The following is a 24,589-nucleotide window of genomic DNA, read 5'->3' as shown; positions in this document are numbered from 1 at the left end:
GTCAGGCGCCGTCGACCCACTGGACGTAGTCCGAGTACCCCGACGAGTCGGTCAGGCGCCACGTGCCGCCGCTGACCGCACCGGACGGGATGACGGCATATGCCGTGAACGACGTGCACCCGCCGTCGTAGAGCTCCGACGTCCCCCAGATGTCGTCGTCGAAGAACTCGTCGCCCTCGTCGTAGACGACGCCGTTGCGGCCCACGTACTCGATGCCGAGGTCGAGCCAGGGCAGCGCGCTGTCGTCCCCGTAGTAGCAGACGGCCATCGGCGCGGAGACGATCTTCTTCGTGCTCGTCCACGTCGACGAAGCGCTCGAACCGATGACCGCGGACCAGTCCAGGGTCGAGAACGCGACGTTCGGCTTGTACGGATCACTGCGGGTGGAGTCGACCCAGAGCCACGCCGACTTGCTCGTGGCGGTGCCGGCGACGTTCTTCACGACGGCCCGGACCTGCGACCCGTCACGGTACGCGCGCGTCGTGAGCTTGAGGGTCGACGACGTCTTGCCCGCGAGGTTCGTCCACTTCTTGCCGTCGGCGGACGTCTGCCACTGGTACGTCAGGCGGCCGCCGGTGGCCTTGACGGTGAAGGTCGCGGTCTTCCCGGACGTCACCCACTGCTGCGCCGGGTTCCCGGTCACCCTGGGCGTGCTGACGCCCACGGGCCAGGCCACCGTGGCGGTGGCCGCGCTGGTCCGGGACGACGTCGCGTACCCCGAGCGGACGCCGGTGACGGTGACGGTGATCTTCTTGCCGTGCAGGGCCGACGTCAGCGTGAACGACGACCTCGTGGCGCCCTTGATGGCGGTGCCGTTCGCCTTCCACTGGTACTTCCACGACGTCGGTGCGGGGCTCCAGGTGCCCTTGCTGCTCACCTTGAGCGTGGAGCCGACGCGGACGGTCCCGGAGACCTGGGGCGCGGAGGTCCTGGAGTAGACGCGCAGCACGGTCGTGCCGGAGCTCGTCACGGTGCGCGTGGTGTAGCCGCTGCGGCTGCCCGTCACGGCGACGGTGAGCGTCCTGCCGGCGTACCTCGACGGGATCGTGTACGTGGAGCGCGTGGCGCCCGGGATCGACCGGCCGCTGATCTTCCACTGGTAGCGGTAGGTCGTCGCCCCGGGGTTCCACGTCCCGCGCGACACGGAGACCGTGCTGCCCGCCTTGACGGTGCCCTTGACGGTCGGCCTCGGCGCCGACAGCACCCCCGGCGCGACCTTCGTGCCGGCGCTCGTCCTCGTGACCGTGGTGTACCCGGTCTTCTTCCCGGTCACCTTGACGGTGAGGGTCCGGCCCTTGGCCGTCGACGGCAGCGTGTAACTCGACCCCGTGGCGCCCGAGACCTTCGTGCCGGACACGTACCACTGGTAGCCCAGCGTGGTCCCGGAGGTCCAGGTGCCCGGCTTGGAGGTGACCTTCGAGCCCACGCGCACGGTGCCGCTGATCGTGGGCGTCCCCGCGGACAGGCCGGCCGCGACGACGACGGCGGTCCGGTCCGACGTGAGCGTCCGGGACGTGTAGCCCTCCGCGGCGCCCGACACCGAGACCGCGATCGTCCTGCCCAGGTCGGCGGCCGTCAGGGTGTACGTCGGCTTCGTGGCCCCGCTGACGGGGTCGTGGCCCCGCCACCACTGGTACGTGAGGGTGGCCGCCGGCTCCCAGGAACCGGCCTTCGCGGTGAGGGTCTGCCCGTACCTCGCCGTCCCGCTGATCGTCGGGGCGTCGGTCACGAGCTCGCCCTCGGCCACCGTGCCGGCGGCGACGACCACGACCGACGCCGAGGTCGCGCCGTCGACGGCGCCCTCGGGAGCCGTGCCGGTGACCTCGACGCTGACCTGCTCGCCGACGGTCGCGGGCCCGAGCGTCAGCGTGGGCTCCGTGCCCTCCGCGACCAGGGAGTCGCCGGCGAACCAGCGGTAGGTGAAGGCGAGCCCGATCCCGGCCGGCGCCCACAGCTCCGGCCGCGGGTCGACCGCGACCTCCTCGCCGACCTGCAGCGTGCCGTCGACGAGGAGCTGCTCCGCCGCCGGGGCGACGACGTCCGTCGGGGCCACCGTGGTTCGTCCGCGGCCTCCGTCGCGACGACGGACGCCGAGGCCGGTGGTGCGACCAGGAGCGGTGTGACGACCAGAGCCAGGGCCGTGACGAGCGCCGCCGCGCGACCGCGACGTCGTCGCGCCGCCGGGTGGAGAGGTTCCACGGGTCCTCCGAGGATCAGCGGCCGGCGGAGCGGCCACGGAAGCACGGCCGTCGTGGCCACGACCGCTCAGGGCCGGTCGCCTCGTCGCGCGGGCGCGGTCCGGCGGTGCTGCACGTCAGTATGGGGAACCGCGAGGGACGTTCTACGACATATCCACCCAGGTCAGCGGTTTTCACCCGGCCGCACCGGGTGAAACTCCGTCGACGACGCAGGGCGGCCCGCAGCACGCTGCGGGCCACCCTCCCCCTGCGGTCGTCGTGCTCGGTCAGCCCAGCGTCACCGCGTCGAGGGCGTCGACGAGGCCGTCACCGAAGAAGCTGTTCTCCTCCGGCGTCCCGACGCACGTCGGCCCGACGGGCGTCGTCCCGCAGGGCCGGTCGTCCGCCTGGTCGCGCACGGCCTGCTCGAGCTGGGCGGGCGTCCAGTCCGGGTGCGCGGACTTCATGAGCGCGAGCACGCCCGCGACGTGCGGCGACGCCATGGACGTGCCGCTCTTGGTGTCCCACGTGCCGTTCAGCTCGGTCGAGACGATGGCGCTGCCCGGGGCGGCGACGTCGATCTTGCCGAGGCCGCGGTTGGAGAAGGAGCTCAGGGCTCCGGTGCTCGTGACGGACGAGACCGTCACGACCCCGTCCGCCTCGGTCGGGATGTCCTCGCAGCCCGAGTTGATGGTGCGGTCCACGGCCGTCGAGTCGTTGGGGCTCGACGTGTCGCGGGTGTTGTTCGCCAGGTCCGTGGACGCGTTGCCGGCCGCCGCGGCGTGCACGGCGCCCCGGTCGGTGGAGAAGTCGATCGCGCGGCGCACGGCCTCCTTCACCGCGGCCTGGTCGGGCTGGTCCTCACACCAGTACATGAACGGGTCGATGTAGTACGAGTTGTTGGTGACGTCCACGCCGTGCAGGCCCGCCCAGACGAAGCCGCAGACGGCGTACTCGGGGTAGATGAAGCCGTCGTCGTTGACGACCTTCACGGACGCCATCTTCACGCCCGGCGCGACGCCGACGATGCCCAGCCCGTTGTCGGCCGCCGCGATCGTCCCGGCCACGTGGGTGCCGTGGTCGGACGTCGTGGGCAGCCAGCCGGTGGCCGACGTGTCGGGGCGCCCCGCCGCGGTGCAGTTCACGGACGCCGCCGTGTCGACCTGCGTCGCGAGGTCGGGGTGCGTGGCGTCGATGCCGGAGTCGAGGACGCCGACCAGCACGTCCGGCGAGCCCGGGTTGATCTCGATCGCCCGGTCGGCCTTGATCATCGCCATGTCCCACTGGGTGGCCTCGCCCGGGTCCGGGACGGCCGTCGCGCCGGCGCCGTCCTCGACGACGGCACCGGGCTTCTTGGTGACCTTCGCCTTCCACGGGCCGCCCTTGGCACCCGGGACGTCGTCGGCGACGGCGGGCGTGCCCTCGCTCACCGGGACGGTCCGGGTGACGCCGACCGACTCGACGGCGTGCCCGCGCGCGAGGCGCACGACGTCGGCGCGGAAGTCCGCGCGTGCCGCGTGCGCGACCACGACGCCGATCTCGGGCCACGACTGGACGACGACGCCTCCCGCCGCCTCGACGGCCCGCTCCGCGAGACGCGTCTGGCCGGGGTTCGCGTGCTTGGCGTTGACGACGTAGGAGAAGGTCTGGCCGTCGGGGGTGGTCACCGGGACCGGCGTGGACGGCGGCTCGGCCGCGGTGCCGCCGGCGACGGCGGCGCTTCCGGCGCCGGCGATCAGGAGGGCCGTGGCGGCGCCGACGGCGACCAGACGCGCGCGATGGGTGGTGCGCAGGCTCATGGTGTCCCCTTCGAAGAGGTGCGGTCGCCTCGTTGCGACCGTCACCAGGTGACGGTAGAGCGCCCGGGCCCCCAGAGCCCGTCGAACGCACCGCCGGGTCGGCGTCGCGGGTTTTCTTGACGTCCGGGTAACGCCCGGGTGAACCCGGATGAACACTGTCCGATCATCAGGAGACGCCGTTCAATTCGGCACTTTTGCGGCCTGTCGTGCCCCTAATCTCGGATCCCGTGACCAGCCCGGCACGCACCCCGGTGGTCCTGCTTCTGCCGTGCATGTTCACGGCACCGATTTCGCATTCTTGAGGAGGTCGTCGTATGACGGACGCTGTCGTGGTGGGCTCGGGGTTCTTCGGCCTGACCGTTGCCGAGAGGCTCGCCGAACAGTACGGCGCGAACGTTCTCGTGATCGACCGGCGCCACCACGTCGGCGGCAACGCCTACAGCGCTCTGGAGCCCGAGACCGGCATCGAGGTCCACCAGTACGGCGCCCACCTGTTCCACACGTCGAACGAGCGGGTGTGGGAGTACGTCAACCGGTTCACGGCGTTCACGGGCTACGTGCACCGGGTGTACACGACGCACCGGGGCGAGGTGTTCCCGATGCCGATCAACCTGGGCACGATCAACCAGTTCTTCCGGTCGGCGCACGGCCCCGACGCGGCGCGGGCGCTCATCGCCGAGCTCGCGGGCGAGCTCGCGGGCAAGGACCCCGAGAACCTCGACGAGCAGGGCGTGTCGCTCATCGGGCGACCGCTGTACGAGGCGTTCATCCGCGACTACACCGCCAAGCAGTGGCAGACCGACCCCACCGAACTCCCCGCGTCGATCATCAAGCGGCTCCCCGTGCGCTACACGTACGACAACCGCTACTTCAACGACACGCACGAGGGCCTGCCGGTGGACGGGTACACCGCATGGCTCGAGCGGATGGCCGACCACCCGCGCATCGAGGTGCGGCTCGAGACGGACTTCTTCGACGAGGGGCAGCCGGTCAACAAGGCCGCGACCGTCGGCCAGGTGCCCGTCGTCTACACGGGCCCCGTCGACCGCTACTTCGAGTTCACCGAGGGCGAGCTGTCGTGGCGCACCCTGGACTTCGAGCAGGAGGTCCTGCCGGTCGGCGACTTCCAGGGCACCCCGGTCATGAACTACGCCGACCTGGACGTGCCCTATACGCGCACCCTCGAGTTCCGCCATTTCCACCCCGAACGCGACTACCAGCGCGAGAAGACCGTCGTCGTACGGGAGTACTCGCGTTTCGCCGAGCGCGGCGACGAGCCGTACTACCCGGTCAACACCTCGGCGGACCGCGATCGGCTGCAGCTGTACCGCAAGCACATGGAAGGCGAGAAGGACGTGTTCTTCGGCGGCCGACTGGGTACCTACCAGTACCTCGACATGCACATGGCGATCGGGTCCGCCCTCTCCATGGTCGACAACAAGCTCGGCGCGGTCTTCGGGGGTGCGGCGTGACTCTCCTGGCACAGCTCGAGACGGCCTCGGAGGCCGAGGTGTCCCGCCGCGTCGTGCACCAGGTGGTGCTGCCGCCGGACGCCGACCCGGACACGCTCCCGCTGTACGTGGACTTCACGATGGCGCGCGCCGCCGAGGAGGCGCACCCGGACGTCGCGCCCGCCGAGGCAGGAGCCGAGGTGCTGGGCCGCAGGTCGCTGCGCCTCGACCACGGCCGCGAGGCGTCGTTCGGCACCTACTTCGGCGCGTTCCCCGCCGGGTACTGGCGGCGCTGGACCGACGTCGCCGAGGTGCGGCTCAGCCTCCGGCTCTCGGGGCCCGCGACCGTCGCGGTGTACAAGTCGAACGCGCGGGGAAACCCGCAGCGGGTGCGGTTGATCCACAGCGTGGACGGCGTCGTCGACGTCGACCTGACGCTCGCGTCCTTCGGCGACGGCGGCTGGTACTGGTTCGACCTGTACGCCTCCGACGGCGCCGTGACCCTCGAGTCCGCGGAGTGGAGCGTCGACGGGTCGTACGCCCGCAAGCACGGCACGGCCTCCATCGCGATCACCACGTTCAACCGCCCCGACTACTGCGTCGCGCAGCTGCACGCGCTCGGCGGCGACGAGGGCCTCCAGGACGTGGTGGACCGGATCTACGTGGTCGACCAGGGCAGCAGGCTCGTCCAGGACCAGCCCGACTTCGCCGAGGCCGCGGCCCGGCTCGGCGGCCGCCTGTCGCTCGTGCGCCAGGGAAACCTCGGGGGCTCCGGCGGCTTCTCGCGCGGCATGGCGGAGACGCTGCAGGCCGGCGAGTCCGACTACGTGCTGCTGCTCGACGACGACGTCGTCTCGGAGCCCGAGGGCATCGCCCGCGCGGTCGCCTTCGGCGACTTCGCCCGGACGCCCACGATCGTGGGCGGCCACATGTTCTCGATGTTCGAGAAGTCGTGCCTGCACACCTTCGGCGAGCGGGTCAACCGCTACTCGTTCTGGTGGGGCAAGATCGAGAACACGTTCGACCGGCACGACTTCTCGCTGCACCCCCTGCGCACGACCCCGTGGCTGCACCAGCGCGTGGACGTCGACTACAACGGCTGGTGGATGTCGCTGATCCCGGTCGAGGCGCTGCGCACGGTGGGCCTGTCGCTCCCCGTGTTCATCAAGTGGGACGACGCCGAGTACAGCTTGCGCGCCACCGACCACGGCATCCCGACGGTCTCCCTCCCCGGGGCCGCGGTGTGGCACGTGCCGTGGGTCGACAAGGACGACGCGATCGACTGGCAGGCCTACTACCACCAGCGCAACCGGTGGCTCGCGGCCATGCTGCACTCGCCGTACCGCGGCGGCGGCGAGCTGCCGCGGGCGAGCTTCGTCGGCGACGTCAAGCACCTGCTGCAGCTGCAGTACTCGGCCGTCGAGCTGCGCCTGCGGGCCCTCGAGGACCTGCTCCAGGGCCCCGAGCACCTGCACGCGACGATCGGCTCCACGCTGCCCGAGGTGCGGGCGCTGCGGGCGCGGTTCCCCGACGCCGTGGTGGAGAAGGACCCGGGGGCCTTCCCGCTCACCCGGCGCCACCGCCCCTCCCGCCGGGGCAAGGTGCCGTCGGCTCCCGGAGGGAAGCCCCGCGCGCTCGCGTCGGCGCTGACCGGGATGGCCAAGCAGCTGCGCGCCGTGCGGCCGGAGGCGCTCGAGGTGCCCGAGGAGAGGGTCTCGACCACCGCCGCCCGGTGGTGGCGCCTGTCGCACCTCGACTCCGCGGTCGTCACGTCGGCCGACGGCACGGGCGCCTCGATGTACGTCCGCGACCCGAGGAAGTTCCGCGCCTACCTGGTCCGCAGCCTGCGGCTGCACCGGCAGCTGCGCAGCCAGTGGGCGCCGCTGAGCCGGCGGTACCGGAAGGCCATGCCGTCGTTCACCTCGGTCGACGAGTGGCGCGCGACGTTCGACACCCACGGTGTCGACGAGAACGAGTGAAGACACGATGCGGGCACCGCGCAGGCATCACGAGCAGGCAGGGACACAGCGCATGACGGATCCGGCGAAGAAGTACGACGTCGCCATCCTCGGATGGTGGTACGGCAAGAACTACGGTTCGATCCTCACCTACTACGGGCTCAACCGCGCCGTCGAGAGCCTCGGCCGCTCGGTCCTCATGGTGCACGAGCCGCTCGGCTACAACGGCTACCGGGTGCACTGGCCCACGGACATCGTCTCCATGGACTTCGCCCGTCGCGTCGGCTACGAGCACACCGATCAGGAGCACCACTCCGCGCTGCCGCGCCTGAACGACGTCGCACGCACCTTCGTCGTGGGCAGCGACCAGCTGTGGAACCCGCTGATCGGCCGGGTCAACGACGACCTGTTCCTGGACTTCGTCGCCCCGGAGAACCGCCGGGTGGCCTACGGCACGTCGTTCGGGAACCGCGGCACCGACAAGTTCAAGGTGCCGTTCGTCGCGAAGCACGCCGCGAACCTGCAGCAGTTCACCGCGATCTCGGTGCGCGAGGAGTACGCGATCGACACCGCGCGGGACGTCTTCGGCGCCAAGGCGGCGCTCGTCGTCGACCCTGTCTTCCTGCTGCCCGAGGAGCACTACGCCGGCCTCGCCGACAAGGCGACGGTGGCTCCCGGGGGCGAGTACCTCGCGGTCTTCTACCTCGACCCCAACCCGGAGAAGGTGTCCGTCGCGCGGGCGATCGCCGACAAGCTGGGCTTCGACAAGATCCTGGTGATCCCCAACCCCGACGAGGGGCGCGAGAAGGTGACGTCCCTGTTCGTGGACGAGCCGCGGGTCGAGGTCCTGGCCGAGGACGCCCCGGAGAACTTCCTGCGCGCGTACCGCGACGCCGGCTATGTCGTCACCGACAGCTACCACGGCTCGGCCTTCGCGGCGATCTTCGAGAAGCCCTTCTCGTCGATCTACAACACCAAGCGGGGCGCCGACCGGTTCAAGAACCTCATGGCGGCGATGGGTTTCGACGACCAGCGCCGCGTCCTGGAGTCCGACACCGCCGAGACGATCTCCGAGAACGAGTACGTCACCCGGGAGATCGACTTTACGAAGGCCCGCGAGTACATCGAGTCCGGCCGGGCCTCGTCGCTGGATTGGCTGAGGACGGCGCTGGACCCCGAGGCCGAGGGCTCCGCCGCGATCCGCCGCTTCCAGCGGTTCGCCCTGGACAACCCCGCGTTCAGCGCCAACGGCAAGGCCTGGCGCGTCTCGCGCAAGGCGCGCGGCACCCGGCTGAAGGTGGCCCGGGACGGCGCGGCGGTCGGCAACCACGCCTGGACCGCCCTGCCGGAGCCGCTGACGCCGGGCTCGGCGTACCAGCTGACGATCGACTGGACCCCCCGGACCGACGCGCCGGCCGTCAACCTCCACCTCCGCAACCCCGAGACCGGGCAGTTCCGCGCCGTCGGCAAGGTGAACGTCGCGCAGGGCTCGGGCACGGCGCGCCGGGACGCGGTCACCTTCACCGTCTCCGACCCGGGATTCTCCGAGATCATGCTGGGCGCGCTGCACTTCACCGGCCGCAACGCGGGCGCCGAGGTGCGTGGCATCGAGGTCGTGGAGGTGCCCGCAGCCGTCGCCGCCGCGGCACGGCGGAAGGCCTCGGGCAGGCCCCCTGCCAAGGGCTTCGCGGGTCAGGCCAGGGCGCTGGCGCTGGCGGACTACGAACGCCAGGTGCGTTCGTACGATCGCGCCCGCTCGGCGGACAGGATCTCGGGTGCCCGGGCGCGGATGATCTTCCACGCCCACGCGATCGAGAAGGGTCTGAGCCGGAGCAACTTCCGCGCGGGCTTCGGCAAGATCGCGGTCCCGGGGCTCGCCAAGGAGATGAACTCCTGGCTGGCGTCCGGGTTCAGCATCGACGACCCCTACCTGCAGAGCTCCGCGGCCGTGATGAAGACCTACTTCGAGCGGCACGCGGCGCTGCAGCACGACGTCTCCGCCTTCCGTCAGCTCTTCTCCGGCGCGGCGCAGGACCTCATCGACACCACCCGGCACCACGAGGGCGGTGTGCTGCCCGCCGAGCAGACGCGCGAGATCCGCCTCGAGACCGACGACTCGCGAGGCTTCCTCGACGTGGTCTACGGGCGGCGCAGCGTGCGGGAGTTCACCGACGAGCCCGTCAGCGACGCGGACGTCAGCAGGGCCGTGCAGATCGCGATGCAGTCGCCGTCGGTGTGCAACCGCCAGGCCGCCCGCGTGCACCAGTTCCAGGACCCGCAGGTCATCAGGTCGGTGCTGGACATCCAGGGCGGGTTCAACGGCTACGAGATGCCCCCGCGCCTGCTGCTGGTCACCGCCGACCTCGACGCCTTCCTCTTCGCCCCCGAGCGCAACCAGCCGTTCGTGGACGGCGGGCTGTTCATGATGTCGCTGCTCCTCGGCCTGACCCAGGTGGGCCTGGGGTCGTGCTCGCTCAACACCGCGATGGGGAGCGCGAAGGACGCCGCGATCCGCAAGATCATCGACGTCCCCGACAACGAGGTGTTCATCTCTTTCGTCGCGGTCGGCCACTACGACCAGCAGGTCCTGGTGCCGCGGTCGAAGCGGACCCACGTCCAGGACGTCCTCGTCCGGCACGCCGCCGGTTGAGTCCGCCGCCCCGCCGTCGGTCGAGCGACCCACGGCGGGGCGGCGTCAGCCTCCCGCGGTACGGAGCGCGGCGCGCACGCCGTCGGTGACCTCGGGGGTGAGGGTGCGGGCGAACGTCGCGGTGAGGTGACCGTGGTCGAAGTACGCGACGACCCCGCCGACGACGGGGTGGCAGACCTCGTCGTCGCACATGAGGTCGGTGACCTCGCGGACCGTCACCAGCCCGGAGTCGTCCGCACGCCCGGCCGCGGCGAGGGGGTCCGGCTCGAGCGCCTGCGACGGCGGCGCCCCGCAGGCGTCCCAGGACACGGGCCCGGCGGCGAGGCAGTCGGGGACGTCGTCCGGCATCGCGGGGGTGTCGCGCAGCACGAGCACGGGGATGCCGGCGTCGGTGAACGTGGACAGCGTGTCGGCGTAGGCGTCCTGCGCGGCGCCGGCCTGCTCGGGCTCCGGGACGCCCGCCAGGAGCTGGTTGGTGCGCGCCGACAGGACCACGAGGTCGTACCCGCCGTCGACGACCGAGTCGACCGCCCAGCGCGTGGTGTCGAGGCAGCCCTGCGCGTCACCGGCCGCGTCGTACTCCAGCAGCCGCTCGACGGGGTAGCAGGACGACTGGAGGTACGTGTCGACCTGCCAGTCCCCCGCGCCCTCCCCCGCCTCCAGGGCTGGAGCCCAGTGGCCCGCGTGCGAGTTGCCGAGCAGCGCGACCCGCACGGGGGCCCCGTCGGAGCCGTACGTGCAGCTGTTCCGGGTCGTGAACGGCGGGTCGTTCCAGCAGTCGTCCGCGTAGACGGCCGGCTTGTCCTGCGCGGCCGCCTCCGGCGGCGTGAGCAGGCCCTGGACGTCGCAGGACGGGTCGCGGGCGGCACCGGCCCCCGCGCACGCACCGGCGTCGGCGACCCGCGCGGGGGCGGACGCGACCGCCTCGCGCACCCGCTGGTCGGAGGCGGACGCCGCCGAGACGCCCCAGACCGCGGAGACACCGACGCACACCGCGAGCAGCCCGAACGTCGCGGCGCGCCGGCGCACCAGCACCGGCTGGCGGCGCAGCGGGTCCTCGACCCACCGCTTGGTCAGGGCGGCCAGCACCAGCGACGCCACCACGACGGCCACCAGCTCGACACCCCCCATCGCGCGGCCGAGCGCGTAGGGCACGACGACGATCAGCGGCCAGTGCCACAGGTACACGCTGTAGGAGACGTCGCCCAGCCACTGCACCGGGCGCAGAGCGAGCAGCCCGCCGGGCCCGCCGCGGGCGCCGTCGGCGGCCGCCGCGATCACCAAGGCCGTGCCCACCGTCGGCAGGGCGGCCGCGACGCCGGGGAACGGCGTCGTCCCGTCGAAGAGGACCACCGCCGCCACGACCGCTGCCAGCCCCGCCCACGCCGCCGCCGCCCGGACCGGAGCCGGCGGCTGCCACGGCCGCACCGTCACCGCCGCGGCGACGAGCCCGCCCAGCGCGAGCTCCCACAGCCGGGTCGTCGTGACGAAGTACGCCGCGGACGGGTTCGTCGCGGTCAGGTGCACCGACCACGCGAGCGACACGACGACGACCAGCCCGACGACCGCCGTCGGCAGCCACGCCGACAGCGACGCCGGACGGCCTGCGCCGCGCCGGCGCCACCGCACCGCGACCCACACGGTGAGTCCGATCAGCACCGGCCACAGCACGTAGAACTGCTCCTCGACCGACAACGACCAGTAGTGCTGCACGGGGGACGCCAGCTCCTCGGCGGCCAGGTAGTCCGTCGCCGACCGCGCCAGCGCCCAGTTCTCCACGTACAGCGCCGCGGCCGCGACCTCCCGCGCCACGCGGGCGTGCATCGTCGACGGCAGCCACAGCAGCGTCGCCGCCAAGGTGGCCACGAGCACCACCGTCGCCGCGGGGATGAGGCGACGCACCCGCCGTGCCCAGAACTCCAGCAGGTCGCCCACCCCGCGCACCGGCCGGCGCAGCAGGTGCGACGTGATGAGGAAGCCCGAGATGACGAAGAAGACGTCCACGCCCACGTAGCCGCCCGTCACCGTGCCCGGCAGCAGGTGGTAGACCAGCACCGCGCTCACCGCCAGCGCACGCAGGCCCTGCACGTCGGTGCGTACCTCGGTGCGCGTCGGCGTGCCCGCCGACGAGCCGGCGGGGACGGGCGGGGACAGGATGGTCACGCAGCGCTCCAGGATCGGGTCGGTCCCGACGCGACGGCTCGGGGCGTGGCGGCCCGACGGGCCGGCGCACACTCCCGCGGGGACCGCCTCGGAGAATAGCCCGCCGACCGGTGACGGGCGCAGTCGGGTCCGGTCGCGGGCACGGCGGGAACCGGGCCTTCACGACACGTCCCGGACGTCTCCACGCCATGTCCGGTCCACCGTCCCGCCGACCACGAGCGGTTCGTCCGCTTGGCGATGTTTCCCGGCGCACGGGGCCGGACGGGCGGTACCCGACGCCCCCGCGGAGGCGGGTATCCTCTCCAACGACATTCAGCCGTTCAGACGGCGTTCACCGGAGCTCCGCCCCCCCGCGGTCCCCCGGCGCACCTCTCACCGCCGTGGCCTGGTCCCGTTCGAGGATGCTTCCTCCCGGGCTCGACCACAGATCGAAAGGACCTGGGCCCCATGCCTCTCGACCTTGCCGTGATCGGCCTTGGTTATGTCGGACTGCCGCTCGCCCGGGAGGCGGTGCGTGCTGGCCTCCAGGTGCGCGGTTTCGACGTCACGACGCCGGTCGTGGACGCGCTCAACGAGGGGCGCTCGCACGTGGACGACATCTCGGACGCGGACGTGGCCTCGATGGTCGAGGCGGGGTTCCGCGCGACCGCCGACGTGGAGGACATCCGTGGTGCGGGCGCCGTGGTGATCTGCGTGCCGACGCCGCTGGGGCAGGACGGCGGGCCGGACCTGGGTGCGGTGATCGCGGCGACCCGCACGGTGGCGGGGGTGCTCGAGCCCGGCATGGTCGTGGTGCTGGAGTCGACGACGTACCCGGGCACCACGGAGGAGGTCCTCAAGCCGATCCTCGAGGAGAGCGGCCTGCGGTGCGGCGAGGACTTCCACCTGGCGTTCTCGCCCGAGCGGATCGACCCGGGCAACCCGACGTACGGCATGAAGAACACGCCGAAGGTCGTGGGCGGGCTGACCCCGGAGGCCACGGAGCGTGCCGCGGCGCTGTACTCGCGGTTCGTGGACACGGTCGTCGTCGCCAAGGGTGCGCGCGAGGCCGAGACGGCGAAGCTGCTGGAGAACACCTACCGGCACATCAACATCGCGCTGGTGAACGAGATGGCGCGGTTCTGCCACGAGCTGGGCATCGACCTGTGGGACGTGATCCGGCTGGCGAAGACCAAGCCGTTCGGGTTCCAGGCGTTCTACCCCGGCCCCGGCGTGGGTGGGCACTGCATCCCGATCGACCCGAACTACCTGAGCCACAACGTGCGCTCGCGTCTGGGCTACCCGTTCCGGTTCGTCGAGCTGGCGCAGGAGATCAACGCGACGATGCCGTCGTACGTGGTGCGGCGCGCCCAGGACATCCTCAACGAGGACGCGAAGGCGATGCGTGGCTCGCGGGTGCTGGTGCTGGGCGTGACGTACAAGCCGAACATCGCCGACCAGCGGGAGTCGCCCGCGGTCGCGGTCGCCCGGGCGTTGGTGGCCCAGGGCGCCGACCTGGTGTTCCACGACCCGCACGTCGCGCAGTGGCACGTCAACGGTGAGGTCCTGGACCGGGTCGCGGACCTCGACACGGCCATCCTCGACGCGGACCTGGTCATCCTGGTGCAGAACCACAGCGCCTACGATGTCGATGTACTGGCGGAGAAGTCGGTGCGCTTCTTCGACACGAAGGGCGCGACGACCCACCCCGACGCCATCCGGCTCTGACCGGCGGGCCGGAACGGACCGGCGCCGAACACCTGACGTCGAAGGAGCCCCATGCGCGCCCGAAGCCTCACGGCCCTCTCAGTGGTCGCCGTGGCAGCAGTCGTGGGCGTCGTCGCCGCCCTCCTGGGCAGCGCCGACGTCGCGCTGGCGGTTCTCGTCGCGCTGGTCGGCGGGGTCGCGGGGGTCGCGGTACTGACCTACCGGCGGGCCGGGACGGCATCCGCTCGCGCGCAGGCTGCCGAGCAACAGCTTCGTGAGCTCCGCAAGGAGCTTGCGCGCGAGCGCAAGGTCACCACGTCGGCGACCGCGCAGCTCCGTCGCCAGGTGGCACGCACCGACACGTCGGTCGCGCGGTGGCGCTCCGACCTCGAGGCGACGGTGCGCGCCGACGTCGTGCCGCCGCTGGGCGAGGTCTCCGCCAGGCTCGACGGTCTGGACGGCGACGTCCGGCACCTCCGGCGACGGGTCGAGAACGTCCGGAGCCTGGTCCATGCGGCGCGGCCGGGGACCCTGCTCACCCAGATGCAGGCGCTCGATCAGCTCCGGTCCAAGTTCGACGTCTCCGGCCCGCTCCCCGACGTCGGGGGCTGGGCCCTCGATCCGACCGCGCTCGTCTGGCTCGTCGACGAGATCGAGCGTCGGCGTCCCGAGCACGTCGTCGAGTGCGGGAGCGGCACCTCCACCTTCTGGATCGCCATGGCCCTGCGCCAGAACGGCCGCGGCCGGGTCACCGCGCTCGACCACCTGGAGGGGTACGCCGCGCGAACCAGGTCGTCCCTCGAGCGGCACGGGCTGTCCGAGGTGGCCGAGGTCCGTCACGCACCTCTGGTGACGACGTCGACCCCGCGTGGCGAGTTCCCCTGGTACGACGTCGACCCCGCGACCCTCGGGGCGATCGACCTGCTCGTCGTCGACGGACCGCCCGAGGCGACCGGCCCGCTCGCCCGCTATCCCGCGCTCCCCGTGCTGCACGGGGCGCTGCTCCCCGACTCTCACGTCCTGGTCGACGACGTGCACCGCGAGGACGAGAGGAAGGCGATCGAGCACTGGCTCGAGGATCTGCCCCGCCTCCGGCGCGCCGAATACAGGAACGATGTCTCCGAGGTGCTGACCTATGAGTAACCTCGGCTGCCCGCCCGCCCCCTGCACGAAAGCCTTCGAATGACCGTCGACTCGCGCGCCGTCCCGGACGTCTCGGCCTCCGCCGAGACCTCCGGCGCTGCTCCGCGCGCCACGCGCTTCCGCCCCGACGTGGAGGGACTCCGCGCGATCGCGATCGGGAGCGTGCTGCTCTATCACGCCGGGATCGTCTTCATCCCCGGCGGCTTCATCGGCGTGGACGTCTTCTTCGTCATCTCCGGATTCCTCATCACGGGCCAGCTCGTGCGCGAGCTGGAGCGGAGCGGCCGGGTGTCCATGATCCGCTTCTACGCCCGCCGAGCACGACGGCTCCTGCCCGCCGCGGCGCTCGTCCTGGCCGTCACCGCCGCCCTGGTGTTCTTCGTGGGCAGCATCGTCGACCGCCGGGTCTTCGGCGGCGACATCGTCGCGGCCGCCGCCTACGTGGAGAACTGGCGTCTCGCAGGTCGCGCCGTCGACTACCTGGCGGAGGGCGTCAGCGTCTCGCCGGTGCAGCACTTCTGGTCGCTGTCCGTCGAGGAGCAGTTCTACATCGTCTGGCCGCTCCTGCTCGTCGTCGTGGCCTTCCTGGCGCGGCGGTTCCACTGGCCCGCGCGGATCGTGATGGCCGCCGGCCTGTGCCTGATCGTGGTCCCGTCGTTCGTCTGGTCCGTCATGATGTCCACCTCGAGCCCGGCCAACGCGTTCTTCGTGACCACGACCCGGCTCTGGGAGCTCGGGATCGGCGGTCTCGTGGCCGTCGGCGTCGCGATCTGGCCCCGCGTGCCGCGAGCCGTCGCTCTGGTCCTCGGCTGGGGCGGTATCGCGGCCATCGTCGCGGGCGCGCTGCTCCTCGACGAGACGGCCGTCTGGCCCGGCTCCCTGGCGCTCGTCCCGGTCCTCGGCACCGCGGCAGTGATCATCGCCGGGGCGAGCAGCTCGGCCCCCGGGTTCCTCGGCAACAAGCTCATGGTGTGGCTCGGCGGCCTGTCCTACTCGCTGTACCTCTGGCACTGGCCGCTGCTCATCGCCGCCACCTGGGTGTGGGGCGAGCTCGGCCAGAAGCGCGGGCTGCTCATCGTGGTGCTCGCCGTCATCCCCGCGTGGCTGTCGTACAAGCTCGTCGAGAACCCCGTGCGGCGGATCGCCCAGGAGCGCTGGTCGCCCCGGATGACCCTTTCGGTCGGGCTCAACCTGACCGCCCTCACCGTGATCGCCGGGCTCCTCCTCATGAGCGGCACCCCCACGAGCGCCCCGGCGAACGCCAGCGTCGAGGGCAAGGGCGCGCAGAGCCTCGAGATGAAGGACGGCGAGGCGACCGGGATCCCGAACCCCGACACGGTCGAGAGCTTCACCCCGCTCCCCCAGGACGCCGCCGCCGACAAGCCCGACGCCTACGACCGCGGCTGCCAGGTGGACCAGAAGGTCGCCGTCCCCAAGCCCTGCGCCTACGGCGACCGGGAGGGCAAGACGCACCTGATGCTCCTCGGCGACTCCAAGGCCCTCCAGTGGATCGACGCGCTCGACCCGATCGCGAAGGACCACGGCTGGAAGCTCGACGTCGCCACCAAGAGCGCGTGCGGCTTCTCGAGCGCGCAGATCAACGACGGGCAGGGCGACCCCTACGTGAGCTGCACGCAGTACAACGAGGCCCTGCTGCAGATGGTGCTCGACGAGAAGCCCGACGCCGTCATGGTCTCGCAGACCACGAGCTACTCCTACGACAGCGCGGGCGAGCGGACGCAGGACGCGATGGTCGAGGCCCTCGAGTCCACGTGGAAGACGCTCGAGGACGCCGGGATCGACGTGATCGCGATCGCGGACAACCCCGACCCGGTCGATCTCCCGGCCGGCGACGGCGAGGTCTACAAGTGCGTCGCCGAGTACATGGACTCCCTGTCCAGCTGCGCCTTCTCCAAGGAGGCCGGGCTCGACAAGAGCGGCACCCCGGCGATGCTGGCGACCGCCGACCTCCTGCCGTCGGTCGACGTCGTCAACATGAACGACCTGGTCTGCACCGACGTCTGCCCGCCGGTGATCGGTGACATCCTCGCCTACCGGCAGGGTTCGCACCTCTCCCGCACCTACGTGAAGTCCACGACCCCGATCCTCGAACGACGCCTGACCCCCGTGATCGAGGAGGCCCGCGCGTCGTGAGCCGGCGGACCGAGCACGGCGCACCCGGGGGCGCGGGTTCCACGACGTTCGTCACGCACCCCGACGTCGTGCTCGCCGCGGCACGGCACGCCGAGGGCCTCGGGGCCTCAGGTGGCCGCGTCACCTCCCTGGCGCTCGACATGCAGGCGCCCACCGCCCGGGAGATCGTCGCGCGGATGATCGACCCGCACGCCGACTACGCCGCGGTCGTCGGGGCGGCTCTCGACCCCTCGTCCGACCTCCTCGGCACGGAGGCCGGACGGACCGGTGAGCTGCTCTGCTCGCTCGCCCGGATGGTCGGGCACCAGCAGGCGACCGAGGACGACGTGCCGCACGCGCTGGCCCTCTTCGCCGCCGCTCGACGGCGCCTCCCCGTCCGCCGCTGGTCCGTCCCCGACCGTCGCGCCCTCGCCCAGCTCCTGTGGGCTCACGGCGAGCACGACACCTTGCGGCGCGACGCGGCCCTGCTGTCGTCTCTCGACGCCGGGACGCGGGCGTTCTTCCGGCTCGACCTCCACGGCGAGGAGCACGGCGTCGCGTCGGAGTCGTGGCTCGCCGAGCTCAACGACAACCTCCGGGCCTTCGGGATCGACCCGGTCGGGCTGACGCCGGAGGGCGCCACCCCCTTCGACCGCCTGCAGCCCGGAACGACCCGGACGGCGGGGCCGGGCCCGCTGATCACCGTGGTGATGCCGGCCTACCGGCCCGGACCGGAGTCGATCACCGCGGTGCGCTCCGTCGTGCAGCAGACATGGCAGGACTGGGAGCTGCTCGTCGTCGACGACGCCTCCGGCGACGAGTTCGAGGCCGTCTTCGCGCAGCTCCAGGGCCTGGACCCCCGGGTGCGCGTCCTGCGTCAGCCCGTCAACCGGGGCACCTACGCTGCGCGCAACCGCGCGCTGGAGGAGGCCCGCGGAGAGTTCGTCACGTTCCAGGACACCGACGACTGGTCGCATCCCGAGCGGCTCGAGCGGCAGGTCCGCCCGCTCCTCGAGGACCCGTCCCTCCTGAGGACGCTCAGCCGCTCCCTGCGGTGCGACGACGACCTCGTCTTCCAGCGCCTGGGGAACGACCCGGTCCACGCCAACGCCTCGTCGCACCTGTTCCGGCGCTCCGTCCTCGACACGGTCGGCCGCTTCGACTGGGTGCGCAAGAGCGCCGACACGGAGTTCGACCTGCGGCTGGAGGCGGTGTTCCCCGGCCGCCGCCTGCAGCTGCAGGAGCCCTTGGCCTTCGTGCGGCTCCAGGTGGACTCGCTCTCCCGCAACGACGTCCGGCCCGGCTGGATGCATCCCACGCGCGTCGAGTACCGGGCCGCGACGATCCACTGGCACCGGCAGATCGAGGCCGGGGCGAGCCCGCGGATCCCCGCGGACGTCACGCAGCGCCCGCTGACGGCGCCGCGCCCGTTCCTGCGGGACGTCGGGCTCCCGGAGCAGGGGGTCGACGTCGCCTTCGTCGCCGACTGGACGATGGACGGCGCCACCCAGCGCACCGCGCTCGCCGAGATGGCGGCCCTCGCGCGCACCGGCCTGCGCGTAGGTCTCGTCCACGTGCGCAGCGCGTTCAGCGAGGCGCCCCGTCGAGCGCCGCTGTCCCTCGCCGCGCGCCGCGCCCTCGCCGACCGGACGCTCACGTTCGTGTCCCTCGAGGAGCAGGACCACGTGCCGACGATCGTCGTCCGGCAGCCCGACGTCCTCGAGTTCCCCACGTCGCGCCCGGTGGCCCTCAGCACGGACCGCGTGGTGGTCGTCGCGGACGCGGGGTCGCGTGCGGCCGGCGGTCCCGGCGTCCGCTGGGTCGCCGAGGACTGCGAGCGGAACGTCGAGACGCTCTTCGGCGTCGCCCCGGAGTGGATCGCCCCGGACGATCCCGCGCATGCGTACCCGCGGGTCCTCGACGTGCCGCGGTGGCCCGGGACGCTGCCGCGCCGGTTCAGGAACGACCGGCCGGTCGTCGGCTGGATCTTCGGCGGCGAGCCGTCCGCGCTGCCCGACGGCGCCGCCCGTCTGCGAGAGGTCTTCCCGGTCGACGGCACGGTCGACGTCCGCCTTCTCGGGAGCCGCCGCGTCCTCGCCGGGGCCCTCCCCGCGGTCCCGGCCGAGTGGCTCGTCTACGAGACGGGCGAGGTCACCGCACGGCAGCTGCTGCACCAGGTCGACGTCGTCGTCGCCTTCCCCCGAGCGGTGACGGCCGAGGCGCTGCGCACGGTGGAGGAGGCGCTCGCCGAGGGCTGTGTGCCGGTCGTCTCGCCAGAGCTCGCCCCGCACTTCGGCGACGCCGTGCTGACGTGCGCACCCGACGAGGTCCCCGGCCTCGTCGGACGGCTGCGGGCCGACGAGGCCGCCTTCCGCGAGCGGTCGCGCCGTGGATGGCGGTGGGCGGACGAGCGGTTCGCGGACTCCGGGCGACGCGTCGTCGACGCACTGGGCCTGGCGGCCCCGTCGTCGAGCCCGACCGGATCGCCGTAGGTCAGCTGGTGGCGCCGGCCTCGCGCTCGGTGGCCTCCAGCCGGACGGCGCCGACGTCGGCGACGACGCGCCGCGCCATCGCGTCGGCGTGCTCCGCGTGCGCGGCGGCGGCCCGGTCGCTCTTCTTCTGACCCGCCAGGACGAGGTCGGCCTTGGCCGCCAGCCGTGCGGTGCCCTCGTCGATCCGCGCGGCCAGGGTGCGGCCGACGCTGTGGACCAGGCCAGCCCCGAGGACGGCGGCCACGCCGAGCGCGGCCCCGCCCAGCTCGGTGCTGGAGGCCGCGAAGCCGACGGCGGCGACCACGCCGGCCAGCGCGGTCAGAGACGTGAGGACGTTGGTCCTCGAGAGCTGGGGCACGATTGCTCCTCGAACTCGGTCGACAGGGATGATGGGGCGCAGACCGCCATGGTCACAGCGGCCGCTCGGGGATCCGTTCCTCGATCGCCGCGACGGTCCGTGCACAATTCTGCCGGTCCCGCCGCGGGAACGCCGCGTCGATGCGTGCCGTGTAGACGGGATCGGGCCGGCAGTCCCGCTCGAGCAGGCTCTCGACGGCGTCGAGCGTGTCGTCGAGGGTCCGCACGACCGGGCCGAACCCGTCCCGGTCGTAGTCGAACCACGTGGGCGACGAGTGCTTGCTCTCGAACTCCTCCTCGTCGAAGCGCGCGTACACGATCGGCGTTCCCAGGTACGCCACGTCGAAGTGCACCGACGAGTAGTCCGTGACGAAGGCGTCGCAGCCACCGATCAGCTCCTGGAACGACACGGCGTCCGTGTCGGCGATCTCGATGCGCTCCCCCGCCACGGGGGCACCCACGAACCTGGACGCCATGTTGTAGTGGGGCACGAACGTCAGCCGGTAGTCGTACCGTTCCAGCATGTCGTGCAGTCGCCGACTCTCCAGGAGGCCCGACATGAACCGCTGGTAGGTCGACCCCTCGTAGGGGACATCGCCGTCCTGCGAGCCCTTGAGCACCGTCGTCGCGAGGTAGTTCCGCCAGGTCGGCATGAAGAGGACGGTCCTGCTGGCCGAGGTGGGCACCAGCGCGTCGTACCGCGGCATCCCCGCCTCGACGAGCTGGCGGTCGTACCCCGACGCGGCGCGCAACGCCTCCGTCTCCCGCGGCATGACGGTCAGGCAGACGTCGTACCCCGTCATGCCGCGCTTCACCGCGTTCGGGCTGAGGTGGACGCCGTGCTTGAGATACACGCGCAGGGCCCCGACCCGCCAGACGATGTGGCGCGTGTAGTCCTTCACGTCCCACCCGTCCGGCACCAGGTAGGCGATCGAGTAGGCGTTGGCCAGGACGGTGGCGTGCAGCAGGAGCAGCTGGTGCTTCCACGACGAGTGGGCGACGACGTGCCCGTACGGGGCCACGCGGTCGTACTGGGGGCTCGACCGGTCGATGACGTAGTAGGCCCGGCGCCGACGGTTCGACTCACGGAGGTGCCGGAACAGGTGGACGCCGTTGTCCTGCGCGGTGTCCTTCCGCTCACCGACCAGCCAGATCTCACGCCCCGCGAAGAACGGCCGGGTCACGAGCCGGAGGAAGCGGAGCCACCGCATCCGGCGGCCTGCCGACCCCCGGGCGATGAACCCCGCGTCCTTCTTGAGCAGCATGCCGGCCCAGCGCAGGCGGGCCCTCAGCCCGGATCCGACCTGGGTGGTGAGGAATGCCGCGGCTCCGTCGCCGACGGTGTGCAGGAGGTACCTGACGGTGGTCGTCCGTGCCTGCCCGGAGGCATCGACCACCTCGGCATGCGTGCCGACCGTCCGCGCGCTGATCAGCGCGCCCACGCGCGGCCGGAGGTTGCGGCGCAACCGCAGTTCGGGCACCTCGGTGTCCAGCTCGACGACGAAGCGCCGGTGGCCGTTCCCTGCGCCCAGGAGCGGGATCCGGGTCCGCAGGCCCGCCCATTGCGCGTCGCCGCGGTTGCCGACCCGCGGGGACAGCGGTACCGGCCCCGACCGGGCGACGTCACCCGACGGGCCGGTCAGCGCGAGGCGGTACCGCCAGGGCGGCTCGGGCATCTCCGGGAAGAACGCCACGGAGAGGAACCCCAGGATCTCGATGTCGCCGTCGCCCGGGTCCACCGCCTCGAGCCACGGGGTCGCCGCGGACAGCGCGAGGCGCCCCAGGAAGTCGGCGAGCAGCGAACCCCGCGTCACGTCGTGCTCCGCGAGCATCCGGTGGACGTACCGGGCCACGCTCAGCTTCGTCCCGTGGTCCGTCCAGAGCAGCAGCGGCATCGGGCTGGTGAGGGACAGCTGGTCCAGCCGCTTGACCTCCTGCCACAGACGCCGGGACCACTCGTCGAGCTTGTCGGGTCGCGGGAGGGTCGCGACGGTGCCGTAGAGGGCACCCGAGGACACCAGCCAGTCGCACGCCGCGTCGTTGTGGTCCCGGCTCAGGTTCGACGCCGACTCCACGGCGGCGGCCTCGTGGCGAGAGACCGCCTTGCTGACGTCCGTGCCGGGGTCGTGCACGACCGCGATCGGGGCACGGCGGAAGCGGGGCATCTTCCGGAGCGCTGCCAGAGCAGGCGCGAGGATCCCCGCCCGGCTCTCACTGACGATGAAGACGAGCGCCATCGTCGGTCTCGGCGCATCCACGTCGCTCACCTGCACGTCGTCCACGGGCCGCTCCGGCTCCCTTCCTCCACGGTTCACGACGCCCCACCGCCTCCCGAAGTCTGCCGGACGCCCCTCCGCCGGTCCACCCATCGCCACCACAGGACACGGACGCCACCGGCCGTGCGGACCGAGCGAGCCACCCGCTCGCAGTTGTGGCGGTCGTGGTAGCGGACCGACCGCTGCGCGCGGGCCCAGTGCTCCTCCGACATCGCGAAGCCGGCGGCAGCCGTCGCCTCGACCTCCTCGACCAGCCGGTCGACGTCGGTGACGATCCTCCCCGGGAGGTCCGCGTCCAGGTCGAGGAACGACCCCTGGTCCCCGAAGAACCGCTCCTGGTCGAACTGGAAGTAGAGGACCGGTCTCCGCTGCAGCGCGAAGTCGAAGGCCACGGACGAGTAGTCGGTGACGAGGCAGGCGTGCTCCCGCAGGAGCGTCTGCACGTCGACCGCCCCCTGCTGCAGCACGCGGACGCCGTCCACGTCGAACAGGTCGACGTAGTGCCGCATGTTCGGGTGGAGGATGAACGTCACGCGGAGGCCGTCGCGCATCGCCTGCGCCAGGCGCGGGTGGCCGAGGAACTCCTGCCACCGCGCGCGGTACTCGCTGTCCAGGAACCGGTCGCGGTTCCCCAGCCACTCGCGCCAGGTCGGGATGACGAGCAGGCCCCCCGGGTCCCGGTCCAGCGGGGCGAGCAGCTGGTCGAACCGCGGCAGCCCCGTCACCCGCACCTGCGCGGGCCGGTACCCGAACGCGTCGACGGCGACCCGGTACTCGCGGTCGGAGCTGACATGGAAGCGATCCGTGGCGAAGCCCGGGGCGAAGCGCCCGTAGTTGGCCGTCATGTTCTTGGTGCCGGAGATCCCGTGGCGCAGGAAGACCCGCACGGCCCGCACCCGGGCGACGACGGCCGGGTGCCGCGACGGCAGGAGGTACTCGGCGTGGTGCGTCCCGGCGAGCCGCGACGCCAGGAACGCCACCCGGACGTGCTCGCGCGAGCCGTGGAGGACGACGTTGCCGAGGCCGTCGAGCCTGGCGCGGTCGGGTGCGTCCTCGGCGACGACGTAGTAGGCGCGTCGCCGCGGCTCGTGCTCGCGGAGCCACCGGAACAGGTGGTAGCCGTTGTCCTGCGCCTTGTACGGCAGCTCCCCGACGAGCCAGATCCCGAGGAACGGCCGGACCAGCGGAAGGAGCCAGGCGAGACGGGTCCACCGCCGCAGGGAGGCGAAGACCTCCGGCGACATCCGCTCGACGCGCACCGACACGTTGGCGCCGCGGAAGGTCTCGTAGGGAAGCAGCTGCGTGACGACGCCCCCGACGACGGCCCGGCCGGGCCGCAGCACGACCTGGTGCGCCCTCGTGCCGACGCGGCGGGTCTGGACCCGGCCCTCCTGGTCCTCGACCTCGATGCTGAGGTCCAGCGTCTCGTCCCGCGGGTCGAGGCGCGCCACGAGCGCGGACACCGGCAGGGCGACGGATCCGCGGTGGACGAACCGCCCTCGGTCCCGACGGGACTCGTCGGGCATCGCCGCGAGGGGCACGTCGACGTCGTATCGCCGCCCGGTCTCGCGGGAGACCGCCACGAGACGGGCCCTGCGTGCGCCTCGGTCGGGCCCGCGGACCCGCAGCCGCAGCGCCACGCCGTCGGCGCCCAGGCGCAGCTCGTCCACGTCGATCAGGAACTTGCGTGCGGGGGCGCCCCCCAGGAGCACGCTGAGGTTGCCGTTCTGCGTCACGGCGAGGCGGTCGTCGGCCGCGGCGGCCCCGGACGACCGCGCGAGGTCGACCCGCGTCGTCGACCGGAAGTTGCCGAGGCGGACGGGCGCGGGTGCCTGGGCGGCGCCCCGGTCCGGGGCCGCGCCACCCTGGGCCGGCACCAGGTGCATCCACAGGTCGGCGACGTCGTCCCCGGGCACGGAGCGCCGACGCAGCTCGTCCAGTGACAGCCGCGCCGAGAACGTCTCGCGCCCGCTCGCAGGCACCCGGACCTCGGCCCCGCTGTCGCGAAGGACCGCGGACACCTCGCCGACCGTCCAGCCGGGGCGCGCCGAGGTCCCCTCGACGACGACCTCACCGTCGCGGATGCCCACCTCGAGGGACGTCTTGTCCGGCCCGACCACCCCGGCCGGGCGCAGCGCACGTGCCGTTCGACGGGCCCATCGGCGGAGCAGCCCTCCTCGCCTCACCGCCGTCGCGCCGCGGGGTCGACGAGCGCAGGCCTGCACGTGCGGGGGGACGACGGTGCGTCGCACCTCCGCTCCAGTCGAACCATCGAAACTCCCCACGAATACCCGCGGACACACC

The 24,589-nt window shown here is 72.3% G+C and carries 13 protein-coding genes; 7 read left to right on the top strand and 6 right to left on the bottom strand.

The window, feature by feature from the left end:
• Position 1 precedes the first annotated feature (1 nt).
• Both ACH443_RS19005 and ACH443_RS19000 read right to left on the bottom strand, forming a co-directional pair.
• Positions 2 to 2,053 carry a hypothetical protein gene (locus tag ACH443_RS19005; RefSeq protein ID WP_430591191.1) on the bottom strand — a complete coding sequence of 684 codons (2,052 nt, stop codon included), beginning with the start codon at positions 2,051 to 2,053 and terminating at the stop codon, positions 2 to 4.
• Positions 2,054 to 2,464: 411 nt separating this feature from the next.
• Positions 2,465 to 3,976, bottom strand: coding sequence for a S8 family peptidase (locus ACH443_RS19000; protein WP_429764641.1), 1,512 nt, complete (start codon positions 3,974 to 3,976; stop codon positions 2,465 to 2,467).
• Positions 3,977 to 4,290: 314 nt separating this feature from the next.
• Here ACH443_RS19000 and glf point away from each other — a divergent pair, with 314 nt between their 5' ends.
• From glf to ACH443_RS18985, 3 genes are read left to right on the top strand one after another with little or no spacing between them, the layout of a single operon-like run.
• On the top strand, positions 4,291 to 5,448 hold the full coding sequence (gene glf / locus ACH443_RS18995; protein WP_430591190.1) for a UDP-galactopyranose mutase: 1,158 nt from the start codon (positions 4,291 to 4,293) through the stop codon (positions 5,446 to 5,448).
• Positions 5,445 to 7,406: a glycosyltransferase gene (locus tag ACH443_RS18990; RefSeq protein WP_429764639.1), complete on the top strand. Its 1,962-nt coding sequence runs from the start codon at positions 5,445 to 5,447 to the stop codon at positions 7,404 to 7,406. Before glf ends, ACH443_RS18990 begins: the two co-directional genes overlap by 4 nt.
• Positions 7,407 to 7,458: 52 nt before the next feature.
• A complete protein-coding gene (locus ACH443_RS18985; RefSeq protein ID WP_430591189.1) occupies positions 7,459 to 10,035 on the top strand; it encodes a polysaccharide pyruvyl transferase family protein in 2,577 nt (858 codons plus the stop codon).
• A 45-nt stretch (positions 10,036 to 10,080) separates the two neighbouring features.
• Here the strand turns inward: ACH443_RS18985 and ACH443_RS18980 are convergent, their stop codons facing one another.
• Positions 10,081 to 12,198, bottom strand: coding sequence for an acyltransferase family protein (locus ACH443_RS18980; protein WP_430591188.1), 2,118 nt, complete (start codon positions 12,196 to 12,198; stop codon positions 10,081 to 10,083).
• 447 nt (positions 12,199 to 12,645) lie between these two features.
• Between ACH443_RS18980 and ACH443_RS18975 the strand changes: the two genes are divergently transcribed.
• The 4 genes from ACH443_RS18975 to ACH443_RS18960 are packed head-to-tail and all read left to right on the top strand — an operon-like array spanning position 12,646 to position 19,652.
• On the top strand, positions 12,646 to 13,905 hold the full coding sequence (locus tag ACH443_RS18975) for a nucleotide sugar dehydrogenase (protein ID WP_429764636.1): 1,260 nt from the start codon (positions 12,646 to 12,648) through the stop codon (positions 13,903 to 13,905).
• Positions 13,906 to 13,956: 51 nt separating this feature from the next.
• Positions 13,957 to 15,027, top strand: a complete 1,071-nt coding sequence (locus ACH443_RS18970) for a class I SAM-dependent methyltransferase (RefSeq protein WP_429764635.1) — start codon at positions 13,957 to 13,959, stop codon at positions 15,025 to 15,027.
• Positions 15,028 to 15,066: 39 nt separating this feature from the next.
• Positions 15,067 to 17,181, top strand: coding sequence for an acyltransferase family protein (locus tag ACH443_RS18965; RefSeq protein WP_430591187.1), 2,115 nt, complete (start codon positions 15,067 to 15,069; stop codon positions 17,179 to 17,181).
• Positions 17,178 to 19,652 carry a glycosyltransferase family 2 protein gene (locus ACH443_RS18960; RefSeq protein WP_430591186.1) on the top strand — a complete coding sequence of 825 codons (2,475 nt, stop codon included), beginning with the start codon at positions 17,178 to 17,180 and terminating at the stop codon, positions 19,650 to 19,652. The genes ACH443_RS18965 and ACH443_RS18960 overlap by 4 nt, the downstream gene beginning before the upstream one ends.
• Before the next feature lies 1 nt (position 19,653).
• Here ACH443_RS18960 and ACH443_RS18955 read toward each other — a convergent pair whose 3' ends face one another.
• The 3 genes from ACH443_RS18955 to ACH443_RS18945 are packed head-to-tail and all read right to left on the bottom strand — an operon-like array spanning position 19,654 to position 24,405.
• Entirely contained in the window at positions 19,654 to 20,010 is a 357-nt protein-coding gene (locus ACH443_RS18955; RefSeq protein ID WP_430591185.1) for a hypothetical protein, read from the bottom strand.
• Positions 20,011 to 20,062: 52 nt separating this feature from the next.
• Positions 20,063 to 22,276: a CDP-glycerol glycerophosphotransferase family protein gene (locus tag ACH443_RS18950; RefSeq protein WP_430591184.1), complete on the bottom strand. Its 2,214-nt coding sequence runs from the start codon at positions 22,274 to 22,276 to the stop codon at positions 20,063 to 20,065.
• Between the two features lie 44 nt (positions 22,277 to 22,320).
• Positions 22,321 to 24,405, bottom strand: coding sequence for a CDP-glycerol glycerophosphotransferase family protein (locus tag ACH443_RS18945; RefSeq protein ID WP_430591183.1), 2,085 nt, complete (start codon positions 24,403 to 24,405; stop codon positions 22,321 to 22,323).
• Between the last annotated feature and the right edge of the window lie 184 nt (positions 24,406 to 24,589).

This window comes from Isoptericola sp. NPDC019571 (assembly GCF_044389385.1).
In the GTDB taxonomy this organism is placed as follows: Bacteria; Actinomycetota; Actinomycetes; order Actinomycetales; family Cellulomonadaceae; genus Isoptericola; species Isoptericola nanjingensis.
Note: the sequence above shows the minus strand (reverse complement) of the source record. Positions and strands in the feature narration are given on the sequence as shown.

Bases quoted from the DNA above. Each gene is read 5' to 3' on its own strand.
- ACH443_RS18985 (WP_430591189.1), top strand. From the start codon at position 7,459: ATGACGGATCCGGCGAAGAAGTACGACGTCGCCATCCTCGGATGGTGG.
- ACH443_RS18965 (WP_430591187.1), top strand. From the start codon at position 15,067: ATGACCGTCGACTCGCGCGCCGTCCCGGACGTCTCGGCCTCCGCCGAG.
- ACH443_RS18970 (WP_429764635.1), top strand. From the start codon at position 13,957: ATGCGCGCCCGAAGCCTCACGGCCCTCTCAGTGGTCGCCGTGGCAGCA.
- ACH443_RS19000 (WP_429764641.1), bottom strand. From the start codon at position 3,976: ATGAGCCTGCGCACCACCCATCGCGCGCGTCTGGTCGCCGTCGGCGCC.
- ACH443_RS18975 (WP_429764636.1), top strand. From the start codon at position 12,646: ATGCCTCTCGACCTTGCCGTGATCGGCCTTGGTTATGTCGGACTGCCG.
- glf (WP_430591190.1), top strand. From the start codon at position 4,291: ATGACGGACGCTGTCGTGGTGGGCTCGGGGTTCTTCGGCCTGACCGTT.